Origin of the sequence: Rhizobium sp. AQ_MP (genome assembly GCF_014237835.1) — a bacterium.
Lineage (GTDB): Bacteria > Pseudomonadota > Alphaproteobacteria > Rhizobiales > Rhizobiaceae > Allorhizobium.
Window position 1 is genome coordinate 18,167 of sequence record NZ_JACJVI010000026.1, and the last position, 18,502, is coordinate 36,668.

At 62.1% G+C, this 18,502-nt stretch carries 14 protein-coding genes and 1 pseudogene; 9 read left to right on the forward strand and 6 right to left on the reverse strand.

Going from position 1 to position 18,502, the window contains the following annotated elements:
• The first annotated feature begins 142 nt into the window (after window positions 1–142).
• Window positions 143–1,804: a Na/Pi cotransporter family protein gene (locus tag H6M51_RS23025; RefSeq protein WP_185812143.1), complete on the forward strand. Its 1,662-nt coding sequence runs from the start codon at window positions 143–145 to the stop codon at window positions 1,802–1,804.
• Between the two features lie 13 nt (window positions 1,805–1,817).
• Here the strand turns inward: H6M51_RS23025 and H6M51_RS23030 are convergent, their stop codons facing one another.
• On the reverse strand, window positions 1,818–3,302 hold the full coding sequence (locus H6M51_RS23030) for an NAD(P)H-hydrate dehydratase (protein WP_185812144.1): 1,485 nt from the start codon (window positions 3,300–3,302) through the stop codon (window positions 1,818–1,820).
• Window positions 3,303–3,653: 351 nt separating this feature from the next.
• Here H6M51_RS23030 and H6M51_RS23035 point away from each other — a divergent pair, with 351 nt between their 5' ends.
• The 4 genes from H6M51_RS23035 (at window position 3,654) to hspQ (ending at window position 6,952) form a co-directional block, all read left to right on the forward strand.
• Complete coding sequence (locus tag H6M51_RS23035; RefSeq protein ID WP_006727717.1) at window positions 3,654–3,992, forward strand: P-II family nitrogen regulator; 339 nt, start codon at window positions 3,654–3,656, stop codon at window positions 3,990–3,992.
• A gap of 63 nt (window positions 3,993–4,055) precedes the next feature.
• A complete protein-coding gene (gene glnA / locus H6M51_RS23040; protein ID WP_162547896.1) occupies window positions 4,056–5,465 on the forward strand; it encodes a type I glutamate--ammonia ligase in 1,410 nt (469 codons plus the stop codon).
• 149 nt (window positions 5,466–5,614) lie between these two features.
• A complete protein-coding gene (locus tag H6M51_RS23045; RefSeq protein WP_185812145.1) occupies window positions 5,615–6,535 on the forward strand; it encodes a DMT family transporter in 921 nt (306 codons plus the stop codon).
• Window positions 6,536–6,622: 87 nt separating this feature from the next.
• A complete protein-coding gene (gene hspQ, locus H6M51_RS23050) occupies window positions 6,623–6,952 on the forward strand; it encodes a heat shock protein HspQ (RefSeq protein ID WP_162547893.1) in 330 nt (109 codons plus the stop codon).
• A 77-nt stretch (window positions 6,953–7,029) separates the two neighbouring features.
• Here hspQ and H6M51_RS23055 read toward each other — a convergent pair whose 3' ends face one another.
• Window positions 7,030–7,659, reverse strand: a complete 630-nt coding sequence (locus H6M51_RS23055; RefSeq protein ID WP_185812146.1) for an invasion associated locus B family protein — start codon at window positions 7,657–7,659, stop codon at window positions 7,030–7,032.
• 273 nt (window positions 7,660–7,932) lie between these two features.
• On the opposite strand from H6M51_RS23055, the gene H6M51_RS23060 reads away from it, so the two are divergent.
• From H6M51_RS23060 to H6M51_RS23070, 3 genes are all read left to right on the forward strand, one after another.
• Window positions 7,933–9,738 carry an extracellular solute-binding protein gene (locus H6M51_RS23060; protein ID WP_246780657.1) on the forward strand — a complete coding sequence of 602 codons (1,806 nt, stop codon included), beginning with the start codon at window positions 7,933–7,935 and terminating at the stop codon, window positions 9,736–9,738.
• A gap of 98 nt (window positions 9,739–9,836) precedes the next feature.
• A complete protein-coding gene (locus H6M51_RS23065) occupies window positions 9,837–10,508 on the forward strand; it encodes a DsbA family oxidoreductase (RefSeq protein WP_162547891.1) in 672 nt (223 codons plus the stop codon).
• Between the two features lie 57 nt (window positions 10,509–10,565).
• Complete coding sequence (locus tag H6M51_RS23070) at window positions 10,566–11,501, forward strand: DMT family transporter (RefSeq protein WP_162547890.1); 936 nt, start codon at window positions 10,566–10,568, stop codon at window positions 11,499–11,501.
• 28 nt (window positions 11,502–11,529) lie between these two features.
• Here the strand turns inward: H6M51_RS23070 and mfd are convergent, their stop codons facing one another.
• Together mfd and H6M51_RS23080 are read right to left on the reverse strand one after the other, a co-directional pair.
• Window positions 11,530–15,036 (reverse strand): transcription-repair coupling factor, encoded by a 3,507-nt coding sequence (mfd, locus tag H6M51_RS23075; RefSeq protein WP_185812147.1) that lies wholly within the window; start codon window positions 15,034–15,036, stop codon window positions 11,530–11,532.
• A gap of 5 nt (window positions 15,037–15,041) precedes the next feature.
• Window positions 15,042–15,356 carry a succinate dehydrogenase assembly factor 2 gene (locus H6M51_RS23080; RefSeq protein ID WP_162547888.1) on the reverse strand — a complete coding sequence of 105 codons (315 nt, stop codon included), beginning with the start codon at window positions 15,354–15,356 and terminating at the stop codon, window positions 15,042–15,044.
• Between the two features lie 96 nt (window positions 15,357–15,452).
• Here H6M51_RS23080 and recG point away from each other — a divergent pair, with 96 nt between their 5' ends.
• Window positions 15,453–17,558, forward strand: a complete 2,106-nt coding sequence (recG, locus tag H6M51_RS23085; protein WP_185812149.1) for an ATP-dependent DNA helicase RecG — start codon at window positions 15,453–15,455, stop codon at window positions 17,556–17,558.
• Between the two features lie 9 nt (window positions 17,559–17,567).
• On the opposite strand, the gene H6M51_RS23090 is transcribed toward recG, so the two are convergent.
• The gene (locus tag H6M51_RS23090) at window positions 17,568–18,296 is read right to left on the reverse strand and encodes a DUF502 domain-containing protein (RefSeq protein ID WP_162547887.1); all 729 of its coding nucleotides are present in this window, start codon (window positions 18,294–18,296) and stop codon (window positions 17,568–17,570) included.
• Between the two features lie 101 nt (window positions 18,297–18,397).
• A pseudogene (locus tag H6M51_RS24520) lies at window positions 18,398–18,502 on the reverse strand (sugar isomerase); the annotation flags it as partial.

An 18,502-nucleotide genomic window follows, 5' to 3' on the forward strand; every position in this document is an offset into this window, starting at 1 on the left:
CTGCTGACGGTCATCAATTTGTGACACTGGCGAATCTGGACTAGGCTCGGTCGCAGAGTCGCGGGCAAGGCCGGGGCCTGGGCCGGCATGTTTCCCGTTTTGGACGTGCACGTCCAACATTTGAGGGATCGGGGCGCATTCGATGTCAGGTATTGCCGTTTTCATCCACCTTGCCGGAGCCGTGGCGCTGTTGCTTTGGGCGACGCGCATGGTGCGAACGGGCATCGAGCGGGCCTATGGCGGCGTTTTGAAGGACAAGCTGCGGCTCGCGGTGGGGCATCGCTTTAGCGCAGCGTTTGCCGGGTTCCTGTTTGCGGTTGCCCTGCAGAGCGCGACGGCGGTTGCCCTGATTGTCGCTTCCTTTTCGGCCGCCGGGTACGTGGCGCCGGCGATCGGCGTTGCGACACTGCTCGGGGCAGACTTCGGATCGGCCTTTGTCGTGCGCATCCTGCGTTATGACCTGTCGCTTCTCGTTCCCGTCCTGCTGCTCGCCGGCACGGTTGCATTTCGGGCATCGGAAGCCCGTGGTTGGCGGCAGGTCGGCCGGATCCTGTTCGGGCTTGGCCTTCTTCTCCTGTCGCTTCGCCTGATCGGCGAGGCGTCCGAGCCGCTGCGCGAGAGCCGGATCCTGCCCGTTCTCTTCAACTATCTCGCAGGCGACTGGATCAGCGCCTTTGCGCTGGCTGCGCTGCTTGCCTGGGCCTTCCATTCGAGTGTCGCGGCCGTGCTGCTGGTCGCCTCACTGGCCGACAAGCATCTTCTGCCCGATGCCTTGATCATCCCGCTGGTCCTCGGCATCAACTTCGGCGCGGCCATCATTGCCGCGCTGCTGACGAAGAATGCCGAGCCGAAAGCGCGGATCGTGCCGCTCGGTAATGTGGTCATCCGCGGGTTGATGACGCTGATTGCGCTTGCCGGACAATTCGTCCTGTCGCTTAGCCCCACTGTCTTTTCAAGTCATCCGGGCGATGCGGTGGTCCTGGTGCATCTGGCGATGAACGGCGCCGTGCTGGTGCTCGGCCTGCCTTTTGCCGGCCTCGTGGCCGGTCTTCTGGACCGTGTGCTGGCGCGCAGCGAGGAGCGCCCCGCCAATGACGACCGGCTATCGGCGCTCAACGTGATGGATCTTGGCAATCCGCAGCAGGCCATCTCCAATGCGACGCGCGAGGTTCTGGCCGTCTGCGACAAGACCGAGGTGATGCTCAACGCAATCTTCGATCTTTTCGAGCGCTGGGACCCGAAGAAGAACCAGCGGATCGAGGCGCTCGACGACCAGATCGACACGATCCATCGCGACATCAAGTTTTACCTGGCGCGCATTTCGGAGACCGCCCTCGACCAGACCTCGGCTGCGCAATGCCAGAACCTGCTCGGCGCGACGATCAAGATCGAGCAGGCGGCGGATATCATCTCACAGAACATGCTGACACGGGCGCGCAAGAAGAAGGAACGCAATGTCGCCTTCTCGGCGGAAGGCTGGGCCGAGCTTTGCGCCATGCATAACGAGGTGGTGCAGAACGCCCATCTTGCCTTCAACCTGCTCGTGACGCGCGATCTCGAACATGCCCGGCAGCTTGTCGCGCGCAAGGAGGCGATCCGCAACCTGGTCAAGACCAGCGAGGAGAGCCATCTGCAGCGTCTGCGCCAGGGCAATGCGGCAAGCTTCGAATCGAGCTCGCTGCATATCGACACGATGCGGGATCTGAAGGAGATCAACTCGTTGTTCGTCTCGATCGCCTATCCGCTTTTGGAAGGTGAAGGCCTGCTGCGTCGCAGCCGTCTCGTGCAGCCAGCGGAAGTCTAGGCAATGCCTGCCGTCAGTCCGGCATGATGTGGTTGATCAGTGTTTCGGCGGTGAGAGCGCGGCCGGCGCGGAGGCCCCCTTGCGCGTGCTGATGGACACCGGCACAGGCGGCCTCGAAGGCCGGCAGGCCGTTTGCCAGTCTGGCGCCGATGATGCCGGCGAGCACATCGCCGGACCCAGCCGTTGCGAGGGTGGGCGGCGCCGTTTCCTCGATGGCGACGCGTCCGTCGGGTGAGGCAATGACCGTGTCCGCGCCCTTGTAGACGACGATGCCGCTCAGGGCTGATGCCGCGGCCAGAGTTCTATCAACCTTGCCCATTCCGATGTCGGCTGCAATCTCGGGAAAAAGCCTTGCAAATTCGCCCTCATGCGGCGTCACGACCAGCCGCTGATCGCTGCCGCCGAAAGCATTTTGCAGCTCACCTGCCCTGCCCTTGAAGGCTGAAATACCGTCGGCGTCGAGCACGAGCCGGCCGCCGGCCTCACCGATCATGATGGCGAACTGGCGCGCGCGATCGAGATCGCCAAAGCCCGGGCCGAGTACGAAAGTGGTGCGCCGGCTGTCCGAAAGCCAGACCGCCAGATCGCTTGCCGTATCGATGCGCGTCAGCATGACGGCGGTCAGATGCGCGGCGTTGACGGCCAGTGCCGTGGCGGGCGAGGCAAGCGACACGATGCCAGCGCCTGCCATCAGTGCCGCCTCCGCCGACAGCCTGGCCGCACCCGTCGCGGTCTCCGGACCGGACAGCACGGTCAGGTGGCCGCGCCGATACTTGTGGTCCTCGGCGGAGGCACGGGGCGTGTGATCCGCCCAAATGGCGGTGTCATTGATGTGCAGCGCGCAAGCTTCGGCCTCAACGATCCGCCAGGGAATGCCGATGTCGAAGACCTCCAGTGAACCGCAATGCATGCGCCCCGGCAGAAGCACGTGACCCGGTTTTCGGGTCATGAAGGTGACGGTATGCCTGGCCCTGAATGCTTTGCCCCGCACCGAGCCCGTCAGACCGTCGATGCCCGAGGGCAGGTCGACGGCAATGACCGGAAGATCGGCGTCCGTGATGAGGCGGACAGCAGCCTGGGCGGCGTCGGGAAGTTCGCGGCTGAGGCCTGCGCCGAACAGCGCGTCGACAACGACGTCGCCTCGCATGGGAGCGTAGAGTTCGATGGCACCGGCAGCAAGCTCGCAGTCTGCCCTCGCCCGTGCGGCGTCGCCCTTCAATGCCGAAGCGTCACCGAGGCTGAAAAGCTCCACGATCGCACCGCTCCGCGATAGTGCGGTTGCGGCGATATAGCCATCGCCACCGTTGTTTCCCGGTCCGCAGAGCACGACATAGCGCAGCGCCTGGGGATACAGGCGAAGTGCCGCCGCCGCCACCGCCTCACCGGCTCTAAGCATCAGACCATAACTGTCGATCCCGGAACGCGCCGCAGCGCCGTCGACACGCGCCATGGCGGCAGGTGTCAGCAGAAACTCGGGCTTTGCTTTAAGACTGCGCATGGTCTGACGTTAGTGCAGTTTCCCCCGTTTGCGCAATGTTGCACGAATTGAGGCAGCGCTTCATGCATATAATGTGGGCATTTGCCTATTTTTCACGCCGATCCATTCGAAATTGCGCAAGAAGCACAGGCGTTTAGCAGCGCGGCAGTTCACGAAAAAAGATTGGCTAGAATCGATATTTTGAACAAAACGGGCTGGCTTTTCCGGCCAATTTCGAGGAGATTTGCCCTGCCGGACGGAGGAGGCGGCGGTTTTTGCGCGATTTTCGCGAAAAACTGGCACGTTCCCTGCATCCATCCCGGCGGGCGGGGCTCATCCTGCTTTACTGAGGAAGCGGAGAGAAATTTTCTCATGAAAAAGATCGAAGCGATCATCAAGCCTTTCAAGCTCGACGAAGTGAAGGAAGCCCTTCAGGAAGTCGGCTTGCAGGGTATCACCGTGACGGAAGCCAAGGGCTTCGGTCGCCAGAAGGGCCATACCGAGCTCTATCGTGGCGCCGAGTATGTCGTGGACTTCCTGCCGAAGGTGAAGGTCGAAGTAGTACTGGCAGACGAAAACGTGGAAGCCGTCATCGACGCCATCCGCAACGCAGCCCAGACGGGCCGTATCGGGGACGGAAAAATCTTCGTTTCGAACGTCGAAGAAGTGGTCCGCATCCGAACCGGCGAAACCGGCATCGACGCCATCTAATTGGAATCCGACACCTAGGGAGGTCGGGTTCAAATCGTCAGCTCACGCGAGGAACATAAAAACATGACGACCGCAAACGATATCCTGAAACAGATCAAGGACAACGACATCAAGTTCGTCGACCTGCGCTTCACCGATCCCAAGGGCAAGCTGCAGCACGTGACGATGGATGTCGCCTGCGTCGACGAAGACATGTTCGCCGATGGCGTCATGTTCGACGGTTCTTCGATCGCTGGTTGGAAGGCCATCAACGAGTCCGACATGGTGCTGATGCCGGATCCGGCCACCGTACACATGGACCCCTTCTTCGCCCAGTCGACGATGGTCATCCTCTGCGACATCCTGGATCCGGTTTCCGGCGAAGCCTATAACCGCGACCCGCGCGGCACCGCCAAAAAGGCCGAAGCCTATCTCAAGGCATCGGGCATCGGTGACACCGTTTTCGTCGGTCCGGAAGCCGAATTCTTCGTCTTCGACGACGTGAAGTACAAGGCCGACCCCTACAACACCGGCTTCAAGCTCGACTCGACCGAACTGCCGTCGAACGACGACACCGATTACGAGACCGGCAACCTCGGCCACCGTCCGCGCGTCAAGGGCGGCTACTTCCCGGTTCCGCCGATCGACAGCCTGCAGGACATGCGCTCCGAGATGCTGACGGTTCTCGGCGAAATGGGCGTCGTCGTCGAAAAGCACCACCACGAAGTGGCAGCGGCCCAGCACGAGCTCGGCATCAAGTTCGACGCGCTGGTGCGCAACGCCGACAAGATGCAGATCTACAAGTATGTCGTCCACCAGGTCGCCAACGCCTATGGCAAGACGGCAACCTTCATGCCGAAGCCGATCTTCGGCGACAATGGTTCGGGCATGCACGTGCACATGTCGATCTGGAAGGACGGCAAGCCGACCTTCGCTGGCGACGAATATGCCGGCCTTTCGGAAAGCTGCCTGTTCTTCATCGGCGGCATCATCAAGCATGCCAAGGCAATCAACGCCTTCTCCAATCCGTCGACGAACTCGTACAAGCGTCTGGTTCCGGGCTATGAAGCGCCGGTTCTGCTCGCCTATTCGGCCCGCAACCGTTCGGCCTCGTGCCGCATTCCGTTCGGCTCCAACCCGAAGGCCAAGCGCGTCGAAGTCCGCTTCCCGGATCCGACCGCCAACCCCTATCTCGCCTTTGCTGCCATGCTGATGGCCGGCCTCGACGGCATCAAGAACAAGATCCATCCGGGCAAGGCCATGGACAAGGATCTCTACGACCTGCCGCCGAAGGAGCTGAAGAAGATCCCGACCGTCTGCGGTTCGCTGCGCGAGGCACTCGAGAGCCTCGACAAGGATCGCAAGTTCCTGACCGCCGGCGGCGTCTTCGACGACGACCAGATCGACAGCTTCATCGAGTTGAAGATGCAGGAAGTCATGCGCTTCGAAATGACCCCGCATCCGGTCGAATTCGACATGTACTACTCGGCCTGATTATCAGGGTTTGCAGGATAGGCGCCGGCGGAGAGATCCGCCGGCGCTTTTCGTTGCAAGTCGTACTGTTTCGATGGAATGGCGCTTTCACGAACGGCTGCGACACGGTAGCACTGATTGCCAAATTCCATGCTCGGTCAGAAATTTCCATGCCAGCCTCATCCAAGACATCCGACCCGCGCTTCTACGACTGGCTGTTGTTTTTGCTGGCACCGCTCTTGTTTTCATCCAACCTGATCTTTGGCCGGGGGATCACCGGCGAGGTCGGTCCATTTACGACGGCGCTGCTGCGCTGGCTGGGCGCCGCCCTTCTGATGTCGCCCTTCATCTGGCGGGAGCGCGAGGCGTGCCTCGCCTTCGTCCGGCAGCACACCGCGCTCTGGCTGACGCTCGGCGTCCTGGGCATGGGCATCTGCGGCGGGGTCGTCTACTGGGCGCTGACGCTGACCACCGCCTCCAACGCGACCTTGATCTACACCACATCGTCGCTGTTCATCATTCTGTTCCAGTGGCTCTTTCAGAAGCGGGCGATCACGCGGCGCGAACTCGTCGGCATGATCATCGCCTTTGCAGGCGTTGTGGCGATCGTGCTCAAGGGGCATCCCGAGGCGCTCCTCGACCTGACCTTCAACATCGGAGACCTGGCGATCCTTGTTGCTGCCATTGCCTTTGCTGCCTATTCGCTGCTGCTCCGGCGCCCGTCCGTGCGAGCCATGCCGCCGCTTCCTCTGTTTGCTCTTCTGGCGGCATCGGGCGCCATCGTGCTCGTACCGCCTGGCGTGATCGAGATGGCCTCCGGAGGCCCGCTGCCCGACACGCTGATGGAGTTTGCCAAGCTTGGCGGGATCATTCTCTTTGCGTCGCTTGCCGCCTTCTACTGCTTCCAGCATGCGGTCCAGGTCTTCGGACCGGGGATTGCGGGCATGACACTCTATCTCATGCCGCCGATGTCCATCCTGATGGCAGTGATCTTTCTCGGCGAGCGCTTCGAGAGTTATCATGCCGTCGGCATCGTGCTGGTGACGGGCGGGCTGATCCTGGCGACGGCGCCTGCGCGAAAGACGACCTAGGTGTGGCAGGCTGCCGCGCTGTCACACACCATCCCTTGATTTTGCCGGGCTTTCTTCCCAGATATGACAGGGAAAGGAAGTCAAACCATGAAACAACGAAGCGCTAAATTTGGTATCGGGGACGTCGTACGGCACAAGTTCTTTCCGTTCCGCGGCGTGATCTTCGATGTTGATCCGGAATTTGCCAATTCCGAGGAATGGTGGAACGCAATCCCCGCCGAAGTGCGACCGCACAAGGACCAGCCCTTCTATCATCTGCTGGCTGAGAATGCGGAGACCGAATATGTGGCCTATGTGTCCGAGCAGAACCTGGAACGCGACCAGAGCGACCAGCCGCTGCGCAATCCTCAGATCCAACAGATCTTCGTGATGGAGCAGGCCGGACGCTACAAGCCGAAGATGAACTTCGCCCACTGACGGCACCCGATGCCCTGAAACGAAAGAAGCCCGCGTCATCGACGCGGGCTTCTGTTGTTCTCACACGATCGCCGGGATCAATTGCCCTGCTTGGCCGCATTCTGCGCGTCGGTGATCGCCTTTGCGCGTTCTTCCTGCTTCTTCTGCATTGCTTCCTGCAGGAGACGCTGGCGCTCTTCTGCCTGCGACTGCGAGATGGCCTCGCCTTCGTAGGCACCCGTGAAGCCGGTGAGCGGGATCTTGATCGGGTTCGGCGCGCGGCGGAAATTGATCGAGGTGAACACCACTTCGCCACCCTTCTTCAGGCTGTCGATGATGGCGTCGGTCAGCGGGATTTCAGCCGTGCAGCGGTCGGGCAGGCAGACGGCGTAGTCGAGCTTGGTGCCCTTGCCGCCATCGATCTGCATCATCACGCCCGGCGGGATCAGACGCGCCGAGGGTACGGTGACCTGCAGCAGCTTGCGGTTTACCTTGCCTTCGACGGTGATGAGACCGACAGCCGTGATCAGCTGACCATTGGCGGCGACGAGCTGGTTCTGCACGACGCAGACATCGGATTCTTCCTGCTTGGCACAGGTCTTGAACCATCTTGCGTCCGTCGGTGCGGCAGCATCCTGGGCCTGGGCGGCAACCGGCATGGCTGCGGCGGCGAAGGACAATGCGAGTGCAGACACAGCCGTCCGCGTTGCGTTGGTAAATTTGAACATATGCGTATTCCGTCTCCTGAAAGCCCCTGTCGCGCGGACTTGTGTGCCGCGTCATTCGCCCGATTTGCCTGCCCTCACCTGTCGTTCAAATGAGGCAAATGCATGACCCGGCGTTCCGGCTCACCTGTTACATTGCAGCGGCTGGAATATCCAGCATTTCTTTGATGCCGGCGTTTCAACTCCCCCTGCATCTCACCCCCGTGTGTTGGTTTTGTGGTGATTGTGATAGCGTCCGCGCTTATTCGAGATTCCATTCCCGGGAGGATCAGTACCTTGCGCCGTCTGTTGTTCAGTCTATTCCTGCTGCCCTTTGCCACCGTCGCCCATGCGCAACCCGTGCACGGCATCGCCATGCATGGCGAGCCGGCCCTCGCTGCCGGCTACACGCATTTTCCCTACGTGGATCCGGGGGTTAAGAAAGGCGGCAAGGTCAACTACGGCGTTGTCGGCACCTATGATGCGCTCAACCCCTTCGTCCTCAAGGGCATGCGCACGACCGCGCGCGGTGTCTGGGATCCGGAATTCGGCAACCTGCTTTATGAACCGCTGATGACGCGCTCGGCAGACGAGCCCTTCTCGCTTTATGGGCTGCTCGCCGAAAGCGTCGAATGGGACGCGGATCGCACCTTTGTGCAGTTCAATCTGAATCCGAAGGCGCGGTGGCATGACGGCAAGCCGGTGACTCCCGAAGATGTGATCTTCACCTTCGAACTCTTGCGCGACAAGGGTCGCCCCCCCTTCAACGGCCGACTGAATGCCGTGGCCAAGATGGAGAAGGTGGGAGAGAACGGAATCAAGTTCACCTTCAATGAAAAAGCGAATCGCGAAACGCCGCTGATCTTTGCTCTGTCGACCCCGATCCTGCCGAAACATGCGATCGATCCCGCGACCTTCGACCAGGGCGGGCTCGCCATCCCGGTCGGTTCGGGACCCTACAAGATCAAGGATCTGAAGCCCGGCGAGAAGATCACATGGGCCCGCGATCCCCAATACTGGGGCAAGGACATTCCGTCGAAGGTCGGATTCGACAATTACGACGAGATCACGGTCACCTATTTCCTGCAGGAAGCGACCCTCTTCGAGGCCTTCAAGAAGGGCGAGATCGACATCTATCCCGACGGTGATGCCAACCACTGGCAGCGCGCCTATGACTTCCCGGCTGTGCAGAAGGGCGACGTCGTCAAGGAGGCCTTCCAGCCGGGTCTGCCGACCGGCATGCTGGGCTTCGTCTTCAATACCCGTCGTCCGATCTTTGCCGACGTCAAGGTGCGCCAAGCGATCAGCACCGCCTTCGACTTCGAATCGATGAACAAGACGCTGTTCGGCAATGCCTTCACTCGTACCCAGAGCTACTGGCAGAATTCCAAGCTCGGCGCCTTCGGCAATGCGGCGGATGACAAGGAACTGGCCCTGCTCGGTCCAGCAAAACACAGGTTGTCACCGGAGATCCTGGCCGGCACCTTTACCCAGTCGGCAACCGATGGCTCGGGCGGCGATCGCAAGGCGCTGGGCCAGGCGGTGAAGCTCTTCGGCGAAGCCGGCTACAAGATCCAGGGCGGGAAGATGGTCGATGCGTCCGGCAAGCAACTCGCCTTCGAAGTGATGACGCAAAACGAGGGCCAGGAAAAGATGGCTCTCGCATTCCAACGGACACTGAAGATGATCGGGGTCGAGATGGCGATCCGGACCGTTGACGATGCCCAGTACCAGGCGCGGTCGAACAGTTTCGACTATGACATGATCATCAAGTCGTATACCTCCTCGCTGTCGCCGGGTGCCGAGCAGGTCAATCGCTGGGGTTCCGAATCGAAGGATGCCCAAGGCAGCTTCAACTACGCGGGTGTCGCCGACCCCGATGTCGACCGGATGATCGAGGCGCTGCTGCAGGCGCGTGAACCTCAGGATTTCCAGGCTGCCGTGCGCGCCTATGACCGCCTGCTGGTCGCCGGCCACTATGTCGTGCCGCTCTATCACATCGGCGAACAGTGGGTGGCACGCTGGAAGCATATCGGTCGTCCGGAGGCCGCACCGCTTTACGGCTACCAGCGTCCGACATGGTTCGACGCCCGGGTGCAGTAACGTCCGAATGTTTGACTGAGTGTTTGCGGGCCGGAGCTTGTCTCCGGCCCGCTTTGCTTTAAGTGACAGGCATAGCTCTGCCAAGAAAGGACACCCTCATGGACCGCATCACCATCGACCTCGTATCCGACGTGGTCTGCCCCTGGTGTTACCTCGGCAAGGCTCGGCTCGAGCTAGCGATCGCCGAAGTGCAGGATGAGGTCAGCGTCGACATCAACTGGCGGCCCTATCAGCTCAACCCGGACTATCCGCCTGAGGGTGTGGACCACCAGGTCGAGCTTGCCAAAAAACTCGGCGGCAAGGACAGTATGGACAGGGCGCATGCCCATCTGAAGTCGCTCGGTGCCGAGGTCGGCATCGCCTTCGACTTCGAGGCGATCAAGATCGGTCCGAACACGCTCGATGCCCATCGCCTGATCCACTGGGCCGGCCAGGAAAGCCGCGAAACACAGGGACGTGTGGTTGACCTTCTGTTCAAGGCGAATTTCGAGCAGGGTCGCAATGTCGGCGATCCGGCGGTGCTTCTCGATATTGCCACCGAAGCCGGGCTGTCCCGTCCCGTGATCGAATCGCTGCTAGCTGGTGATGCCGACGTGAACCACGTGCTGTCGGAAGTCGATGCCGCCAAGCAGATGGGCGTGAACGGCGTGCCCTTCTTCATCTTCGACCAGCAATACGCGGTCAGCGGCGCCCAACCGCCGGCGGAACTGGCGAATGCGCTGCGCGAAATCGCCAAGGCGAAGGCAGAGGCTCTCCGCAATCTGAATTGACGGTTGTAACGAACACCCGTATCCCGGTGAGGCAACCTCCTCCCCGGGATCATCACCTTGTCCGCCGATACCACCCTCAAAGGCGTTTTCTTCGCCTTCATCTGCTTTGCCGCCTATTCCTTCAGTGACGCTGCCGTGAAGCTGGTGGAAGGCCGCGTGCCGGCTTTCGAGGCCGGATTCATCGGCAGCCTCTTCGGCTTTGTCGCCATCCCCTTCCTGATGAAGCGTGGCGATCGCTATACGGATCTGGTGCGCAGCACCAACTGGCCACTCTGGGGACTGCGCTTCGTCTGTTCGGCCGTTGGTACGGTCGGCAGCATCATCGCGTTCACCCAGCTCTCCATGGCCGAGGCCTTCTGCCTGATCTTCCTGCTGCCGAGCTTTGCGACGATCATGTCGGTGATCTTCCTCAAGGAAGAAGTGGGCATGAAGCGCTGGATGGCAGTCTTGATCGGCTTTCTGGGCGTGCTGGTGGTCCTGCGGCCAGGTTTCCGAGAATTGCAGCTGGGCCACCTTGCAGCCTTGATCTCGGGCTTTGCTGGCGCCGTCACCATCATCATCTTCCGCGCCATGGGGCCGCAGGAGAAGAATATCTCGCTCTATGGCGCAGGCCTGCTTGGCAGCGTGATCATCTGTGCAGCCTTCTCGCTGCCCGACTTCCAGGCGCCGGACAGCTACGACCTGATGCTGCTGGCCGCCTTTGGCCTGCTCGCCGCCGTCGGCAATATCTTCATGATGCTGGCTTCATTCTATGCCCCCGCCCCCATCGTCGGGCCGATCCAATACAGCCAGATGCTCTGGGCAATCCTGCTCGGCTACCTCGTCTTTGGCGACAAGATCGACTGGCCGATGGGTATCGGCATCGTGCTGATCGTGGGATCGGGGCTTTTGACGCTGACGCGCGAGCGCAAGCGCGGCGTGCCACTTCCGCCGCCGGTGGCCGGAAGCACGGATGCGGCGCTGGCGATCAAGCCGGATCAGTCCGAGAGCTGACAGTAACGAACGAAGCCCCGGCCTCGCTTCAACCCGCCTTCGCCAGTTCCGCCAGCTGGGTCATCACCACCGCCGCCCCTGCCAGCCGCTTTTCCGGCGTCGGCAGGTCACGGGTCAGGAACACCGAATGATCCGGCCGGATCTTCGCCATGGTCCCCTGCTTGGCGATGTAGCCAACCAGTGCTGCTGGGTTAGGGAACTGCTTGCCGCGGAACTGGACGACGACGCCCTTGGGCCCTGCTTCCAGCTTCTCGACATTGGCCGTGCGGCACAGCGCCTTGATGTAGACGACCTTGAGCAGGTGCTGGACCTCCACCGGCATCGGCCCGAAGCGGTCGATCAGTTCGGCGCCGAAACCATCGATTTCCCTGAGATCATCGAGTTCGCCGAGGCGGCGATAGAGTGCCATGCGCAGATGCAGGTCCGGCACGTAGTTTTCCGGGATCATGACAGACGTGCCGACCTGGATCTGCGGCGACCAGCCGGTATCGACCACTTCATCGACACCCTTCACCTCGGCGACCGCCTCTTCGAGCATCTGCTGGTAGAGCTCGAAGCCGACTTCCTTGATGTGGCCGGACTGTTCCTCGCCGAGCAGATTGCCGGCGCCACGGATATCGAGGTCGTGGCTCGCAAGCTGGAAGCCGGCGCCGAGCGTATCGAGCGACTGCAGGACTTTGAGACGCCGTTCGGCACCTGCCGTCAGCACCTTGTTGACAGGAAGCGTGAGCAGCGCAAAGGCGCGAACCTTGGAGCGGCCGACACGGCCACGGATCTGGTAGAGCTGCGCCAGACCGAACATGTCAGCACGGTGAACGATCAGCGTGTTGGCCGTGGGAACGTCGAGGCCGGATTCGACGATGGTGGTCGAGAGAAGCACGTCATAGCGGCCTTCATAGAAGGCGTTCATGATGTCTTCGAGTTCGCCCGCCGCCATCTGGCCATGGGCGATCGCCACCTTGAGTTCCGGCACGTTCTCGTCGAGGAAGCTCTTCACATCCGCGAGATCCGCGAGACGCGGGCAGACATAGAAGCTCTGGCCGCCGCGATAATGCTCGCGCATCAGCGTCTCGCGGATGACCAGCGGATCGAAGGGCGAGATGAAGGTGCGCACCGCCATGCGGTCCACCGGCGGCGTGGTGATCAGCGAGAGTTCACGCACGCCGGTCATGGCCAGCTGCAGCGTGCGCGGGATCGGTGTTGCCGAGAGCGTCAGAACGTGGACATCCGACTTCAGCTCCTTCAGGCGCTCCTTGTGCTTAACGCCGAAATGCTGCTCCTCGTCGATGATCAGCAGACCGAGATTGGCGAAGTTGACGCCCGAGCCGAGCAGCGCATGGGTCCCGACGACGATGTCGGTCTTGCCGTCGGCCACTTCCTTCTTGACGAGGTTCAACTCCTTGGTGCCGACGAGGCGCGAGGCCTGCTGGACGCGGATCGGCAGCCCCCGGAAGCGTTCCGAGAAGGTCTTGAAATGCTGGCGGGCCAAGAGCGTGGTCGGCACGACGACGGCGACCTGGATGCCGTTCATCGCCGCGATGAAGGCGGCGCGCAGCGCCACTTCCGTCTTGCCGAAGCCGACATCGCCGCAGATCAGGCGGTCCATGGGGCGGCCCTGGCCGAGGTCGGAGCGGACGGCCTCGATGGCGTTTTCCTGGTCTTCGGTCTCGTCATAGGGGAAACGGGCGGCGAATTCGTCGTAGAGGCCTTCCTGCGTGGTCAGGACCGGTGCAGAGCGGGTCATGCGTTCGGCAGCGATGCGGATCAGGGCGCCCGCCATATCGAGCAGGCGCTTCTTGAGCTTGGCCTTGCGCATCTGCCAGGCGCCACCGCCCAGCTTGTCGAGCTGCACCTCGGTCGCCTCGCCGCCGTAGCGCGACAGGAGGTCGATGTTTTCGACCGGCAGGAAGAGCTTGGCGTCGTCGGCATATTGCAATTCGAGGCAGGCATGCGGCGCACCGGCCGCCTCGATGGTGCGCAGGCCGACGAAGCGGCCGATGCCATGTTCGGCATGCACGACGATCGAGCCTTCGTCGATGCCGGCCACTTCCGAGATGAAGTCGGCGGCGCGCTTGCGGCGCTTCGAGCGGCGGACCATGCGATCGCCGAGAATGTCCTGCTCGCCGATGATGACAAGATTGCCGGCCTCGAAGCCGCCTTCGAGGCTGAGCACGGCGGTTCCCGCCTCGCCCTTCTTCAGCTTGTCGACATCTTTGAGGGCGGCGACCGGAACCAGCTTTTCCAGGCCGTGTTCGTTCAGCACCTGCAGCAGTCGGTCGAGCGAACCTTCCGACCAGCCGGAGACGATGACCTTGGCGCCGGCGGCGCGCTTGTCGGCGATATAGGTGACCGCCTGGCCGAAGACGTTCACTCGAGCACCCTCGGCGGTTTCCTCATTGGCGCTCTTGGCCCAGCGCGGTGTCGGGCGGGCCTCGACCTCGATGACGAGACGGCTTTCGCCACCGGCTTCGGCAAAGGGTGTGATGCGGATCGGATCGAAGGCGTCGAGCGCCTTGCCGAATTCGCCGGCACCGAGATAGAGCCGCTCCGGTGGGACCGGCTTGTAGGGCGTGCCCTGGGCCAGATGGCCCTTGCCGGGCGTGGCGGAATTCAGCCGCGCCTCGTAATAGTCGCGGATCAGCTTGGCGCGTTCTTCCGCTGCCTCACGCACGGTATGGTCGGTGACCATACGGAAGCCGCGGAGATAGTCGAAGGTGGTCTCCAGCTTGTCGTAGAACATCGGGAGCCAATGCTCCATGCCGGCATAGCGGCGACCCTCGGATACGGCTGCATAGAGCGCGTCGTCGCGGGTGGCGGCACCAAAAAGCGACAAATAGTTCTTGCGAAACCGACTGATGCTCTCCGGCGTCAGCGTCACCTCGCTCATCGGATTGAGATCGAGAGAACGGACCTGGGCGATCGTGCGCTGGCTTGCCGGATCGAAGGAGCGGATGCTCTCCAACGTGTCGCCAAAGAAATCGAGGCGTACGGGTTCTTCCGCGCCGGGGACGAAAACGTCGAGGATGCCGCCGCGAACTGCGAATTCGCCGACTTCGCGGACCGTTGCGACCCGGTCGAAACCGTTGCGTTCCAGACGCGCGGCAATGTCATCCATGCGCACCTGATTGCCGGGTTTCGCCGAAAAGCCGAGGCTGTCGATCACATCCGCCGGCGCCACCTTTTGCAGCATGGCATTGACCGTCACCAGGACGATTGCCGGATGCGGATTGAGGTAGAGCGAGATCAGGCCCGAGAGGGCCGAAAGACGTCGGGCGGAGACATCGGCCGAGGGCGAGACGCGGTCATAGGGAAGACAGTCCCAGGCGGGCAATGTGAGAACCGGGATGTCCGGTGCTGCGAAACCTAGTGTCTGCTCGAGGTTTTGCAGCCGCTGTCCATCCGAGACCACATAGGCGACCGGTTTTCCCTCGCGCGCGAGTTCGGCGAGGATGAAGGCATCCATGCCGTCGGGTACATGGGAAAGCGTCAGGGCGGATTGCGCACCGACAATCCGCTTCACATCGATCAGGGACATATCAGTTACTTTGCAGCGTGTTCTTCGCCCGTCACCGGCGAGAAATCCGGCCGGAGGGCGGCAATGCGTTCGAAGAGCGGCGTCTGGAGATGGGCGGGAACGGGCTCGGCGCCGGTGATATACTTGACGAGGTCGTTGTCTTCCTCGGCCATGATACGCTCGAGCTCGTCGAGTTCGGCCTCGCTCAGACCCTCGATCTCCGCTTCGCAGAACTGGCCGAGCATCAGGTCCATTTCGCGGATGCCGCGATGCCAGCAGCGGAACAGGATGCGCCGGCGGCGCGGATCGAGGTCGGCACTGCTTTTCACCAGTCCAGTCATCTTGCATCCTTCCAATACTTGGGGGCTTCTATAGAGCAGCATCCGGCAAATGTCAGCTTGCCAAAGGGGCATTTAACGAGGCATTTTGCCGTGATCATGCGCCCCCATCTTCTCGATCCCCTGTTTGCCTCCGTCGTCTCGCTCAGCGGAGTGGGCCCCAAGCTCGCCCAGCTTCTCGCCACGCTGCTCGGGCGTGAGGACGCCGAAGATGCACGGGTCGTGGATTTGCTCTTCCTCGCGCCGCACCGGCTGATCGACCGGCGGCACCAACCGGGCGTTGCCTATGCGCAGCAGGGTTCGCTGGTGACGATCACCGGCCGCGTCGACCGGCATCTGCCGCCGCCGAAGGGCAAGAGCAACCTGCCCTACCGCGTGATGCTGCATGACGAGACGGGGGAACTGGCGCTCACCTTCTTCCGCGTCAAGGGCAACTGGCTGGAAAAGGCATTGCCCGTCGACGAGGTCGTGATCGTCTCTGGCAAAGTCGACTGGTTCAACGGTCGCGCCTCGATGGTGCATCCCGATCTCATGGTGAAGGCGAGCGAGGCGGAGAACCTGCCGCTGGTCGAGCCGGTCTATCCATTGACGGCGGGTCTGGGACCCAAGGTGCTGCGCAAGGCGGTCGAAGCGGCGGTCGAACGCATGCCGGATCTGCCGGAATGGGCGGATGCAGCACTTGCGACAAAACAGGGTTTCGCCAGCGTGCGCGAGAGCCTGCAAGCGCTCCACAATCCGCGCGACGATAAGGACATCGATCCGCAGGCGCCGGCGCGGCGCAGGCTTGCCTATGACGAGTTCCTGGCCGGTCAGGTGTCGCTGGCGTTGGTCAGGCAAAAACTGCGACGGGTGCCGGGCACACCGATCAATCCGACGGGCGAGATCAGCGGCAAGATCCGCGCCACCCTGCCCTTCACCCCGACCAACAGCCAGCTGGCGGCGATCGACGACATCCTGAAGGACATGGCTTCCGATCAGCGCATGCTGCGGCTGGTCCAGGGCGATGTCGGCGCAGGCAAGACGCTGGTGGCGCTGTTTGCGATGGCGGCCGCCGTCGAGGCGGGCGGACAGGCGGTGCTGATGGCACCGACGGAAATCCTGGCGCGGCAACATCATGCCACACTTGCCAAGCTCGGGGCACCGGCAGGCCTCAGGATCGAAGTGCTGACCGGCCGCACCAAGGGCAAGGAGCGCGAGGCGATCCTGGAGCGCATTGCCTCCGGCGAAGCGCAGATCGTCATCGGCACGCATGCGCTCTTCCAGGACACCGTGAGCTACAAAAACCTGACGCTTGCCGTCGTCGACGAGCAGCATCGCTTCGGGGTGCATCAGCGCCTCAGGCTCACCTCCAAGGGCATCTCGCCGCATATGCTGGTCATGACGGCAACGCCGATCCCGCGCACGCTGGTGCTGGCCGCCTTCGGCGACATGGATGTTTCCAAGCTCACCGAGAAGCCAGCCGGCCGCAAGCCGATCCAGACGGTGACAGTGCCGACCGAACGCGTGCCTGATGTCATCGAACGGTTGAGGGCTGCGATCGCCGAGGGCAAGAAGGCCTATTGGATCTGCCCGCTGGTCGAAGAAACCGAAGAAAGCGAGCTGATGTCGGCCGAGGAGCGGCAAGCGGTGCTCTCCCAGTTCATCAAGGCGCCGATCGGCCTCGTGCATGGCCGGATGAGCGGGCCGGAAAAGGATGCCGCCATGCTCGCCTTCAAAAACGGCGAGACGCGACTGCTCGTCGCCACCACCGTGGTCGAGGTCGGCGTCGACGTGCCCGATGCGACGATCATGGTGATCGAACACGCGGAGCGCTTCGGCCTCGCTCAGCTGCATCAGTTGCGTGGGCGCGTGGGCCGTGGCGACGAGGCGTCGAGCTGCATCCTGCTCTACAAGGGCCCTTTGGGAGAGACCGGCAAGGCGCGGCTGTCGATCCTGCGCGATTCGGAGGATGGCTTCCTGATCGCCGAGGAGGATCTGAAGCTGCGGGGTGAAGGCGAGCTTTTGGGGACTCGACAGTCAGGCACCCCGGGCTTCAAGATTGCGAGCCTCGAGCACCACGGAGATCTTCTGGAGATCGCCCGGAAGGACGCCGCCTATCTGCTCGAGCGGGATCCGGAGCTGACCTCCGAACGCGGCGAGGCCGTGCGCACGCTCCTCTATTTCCACCGTCGCGACGAGGCGATCCGGTTCCTGCACGCAGGCTAGGGAGAACGATCAGGATCGACCGGCACGCTTGGCCGGTTCAACGGGTTCTTCGCTTGGGAGATCGCCAAAGGCGGCCATGGCGTCTGCGACCGTCGGCTTGTAATCCGGCGTCACCAATCCCGCAGAGATCAGAAGCTTCACGCCTTCTTCCGGCGTCATGTCGAGCAGCATCAACTTGCTGCGTGGCACGAACATCAGGAAGCCGGCGGTCGGGACCGGGGTCGGTGCGAGAAAGACGGCGACCATCTCCTCGCCGCTGTCGTTGAGCTTCGCCGCGATCTCACCCTTGGCGTCCGTCGAGACGAAGACCAGAGCCCAGGTGCCGGCGCGCGGGAATTCGATGAGGCCGACCTTCTTGAAGGAGTTGCCCTGCTCCTTCAGCACCGTCTCGAAAATCTGCTTGGTGCTCTTGTAGACGGTACGCACCAGCGGCATCCGGTTCAGAATGTTCTCGCTGTAGGAGACGATCGAACGGCCGATCAGGTTTCGACCGAGAAAGCCGACAAGCGTGATGAAGACGACGGCGATCAGCAGACCAGTGCCGGGCACGGCGAACTTCAGATAGGCTTCCGGATTGTAACGGTCCGGCAGATAGGGCTTTACCCAGCTGTCGGCCCAATGGATGAAGGTCCAGGTCAGATAGATGGTGATCGCCATCGGGGCACAGATAATCAGGCCCGTCAGGAAGTTGTTCCTGAGGCGCGCCGCCATCGATATCCTGTCCGAACCTTCGCTCATGCCCACCGTCATTGTGCAGTGCCGTAACGCTGCGGACAATGCCGGAGCGCTGCGGGCGACGCAAGAGCTAGAATTAGGGCGAGGGCCGCCCTAGTCCATGCTCATTCAACCGTAACGGACTTAGCGAGATTGCGCGGCTGGTCGACATCCGTGCCCATGAAGACGGCGGTGTGATAGGCCAGCAGCTGAATCGGGATCGAGTAAAT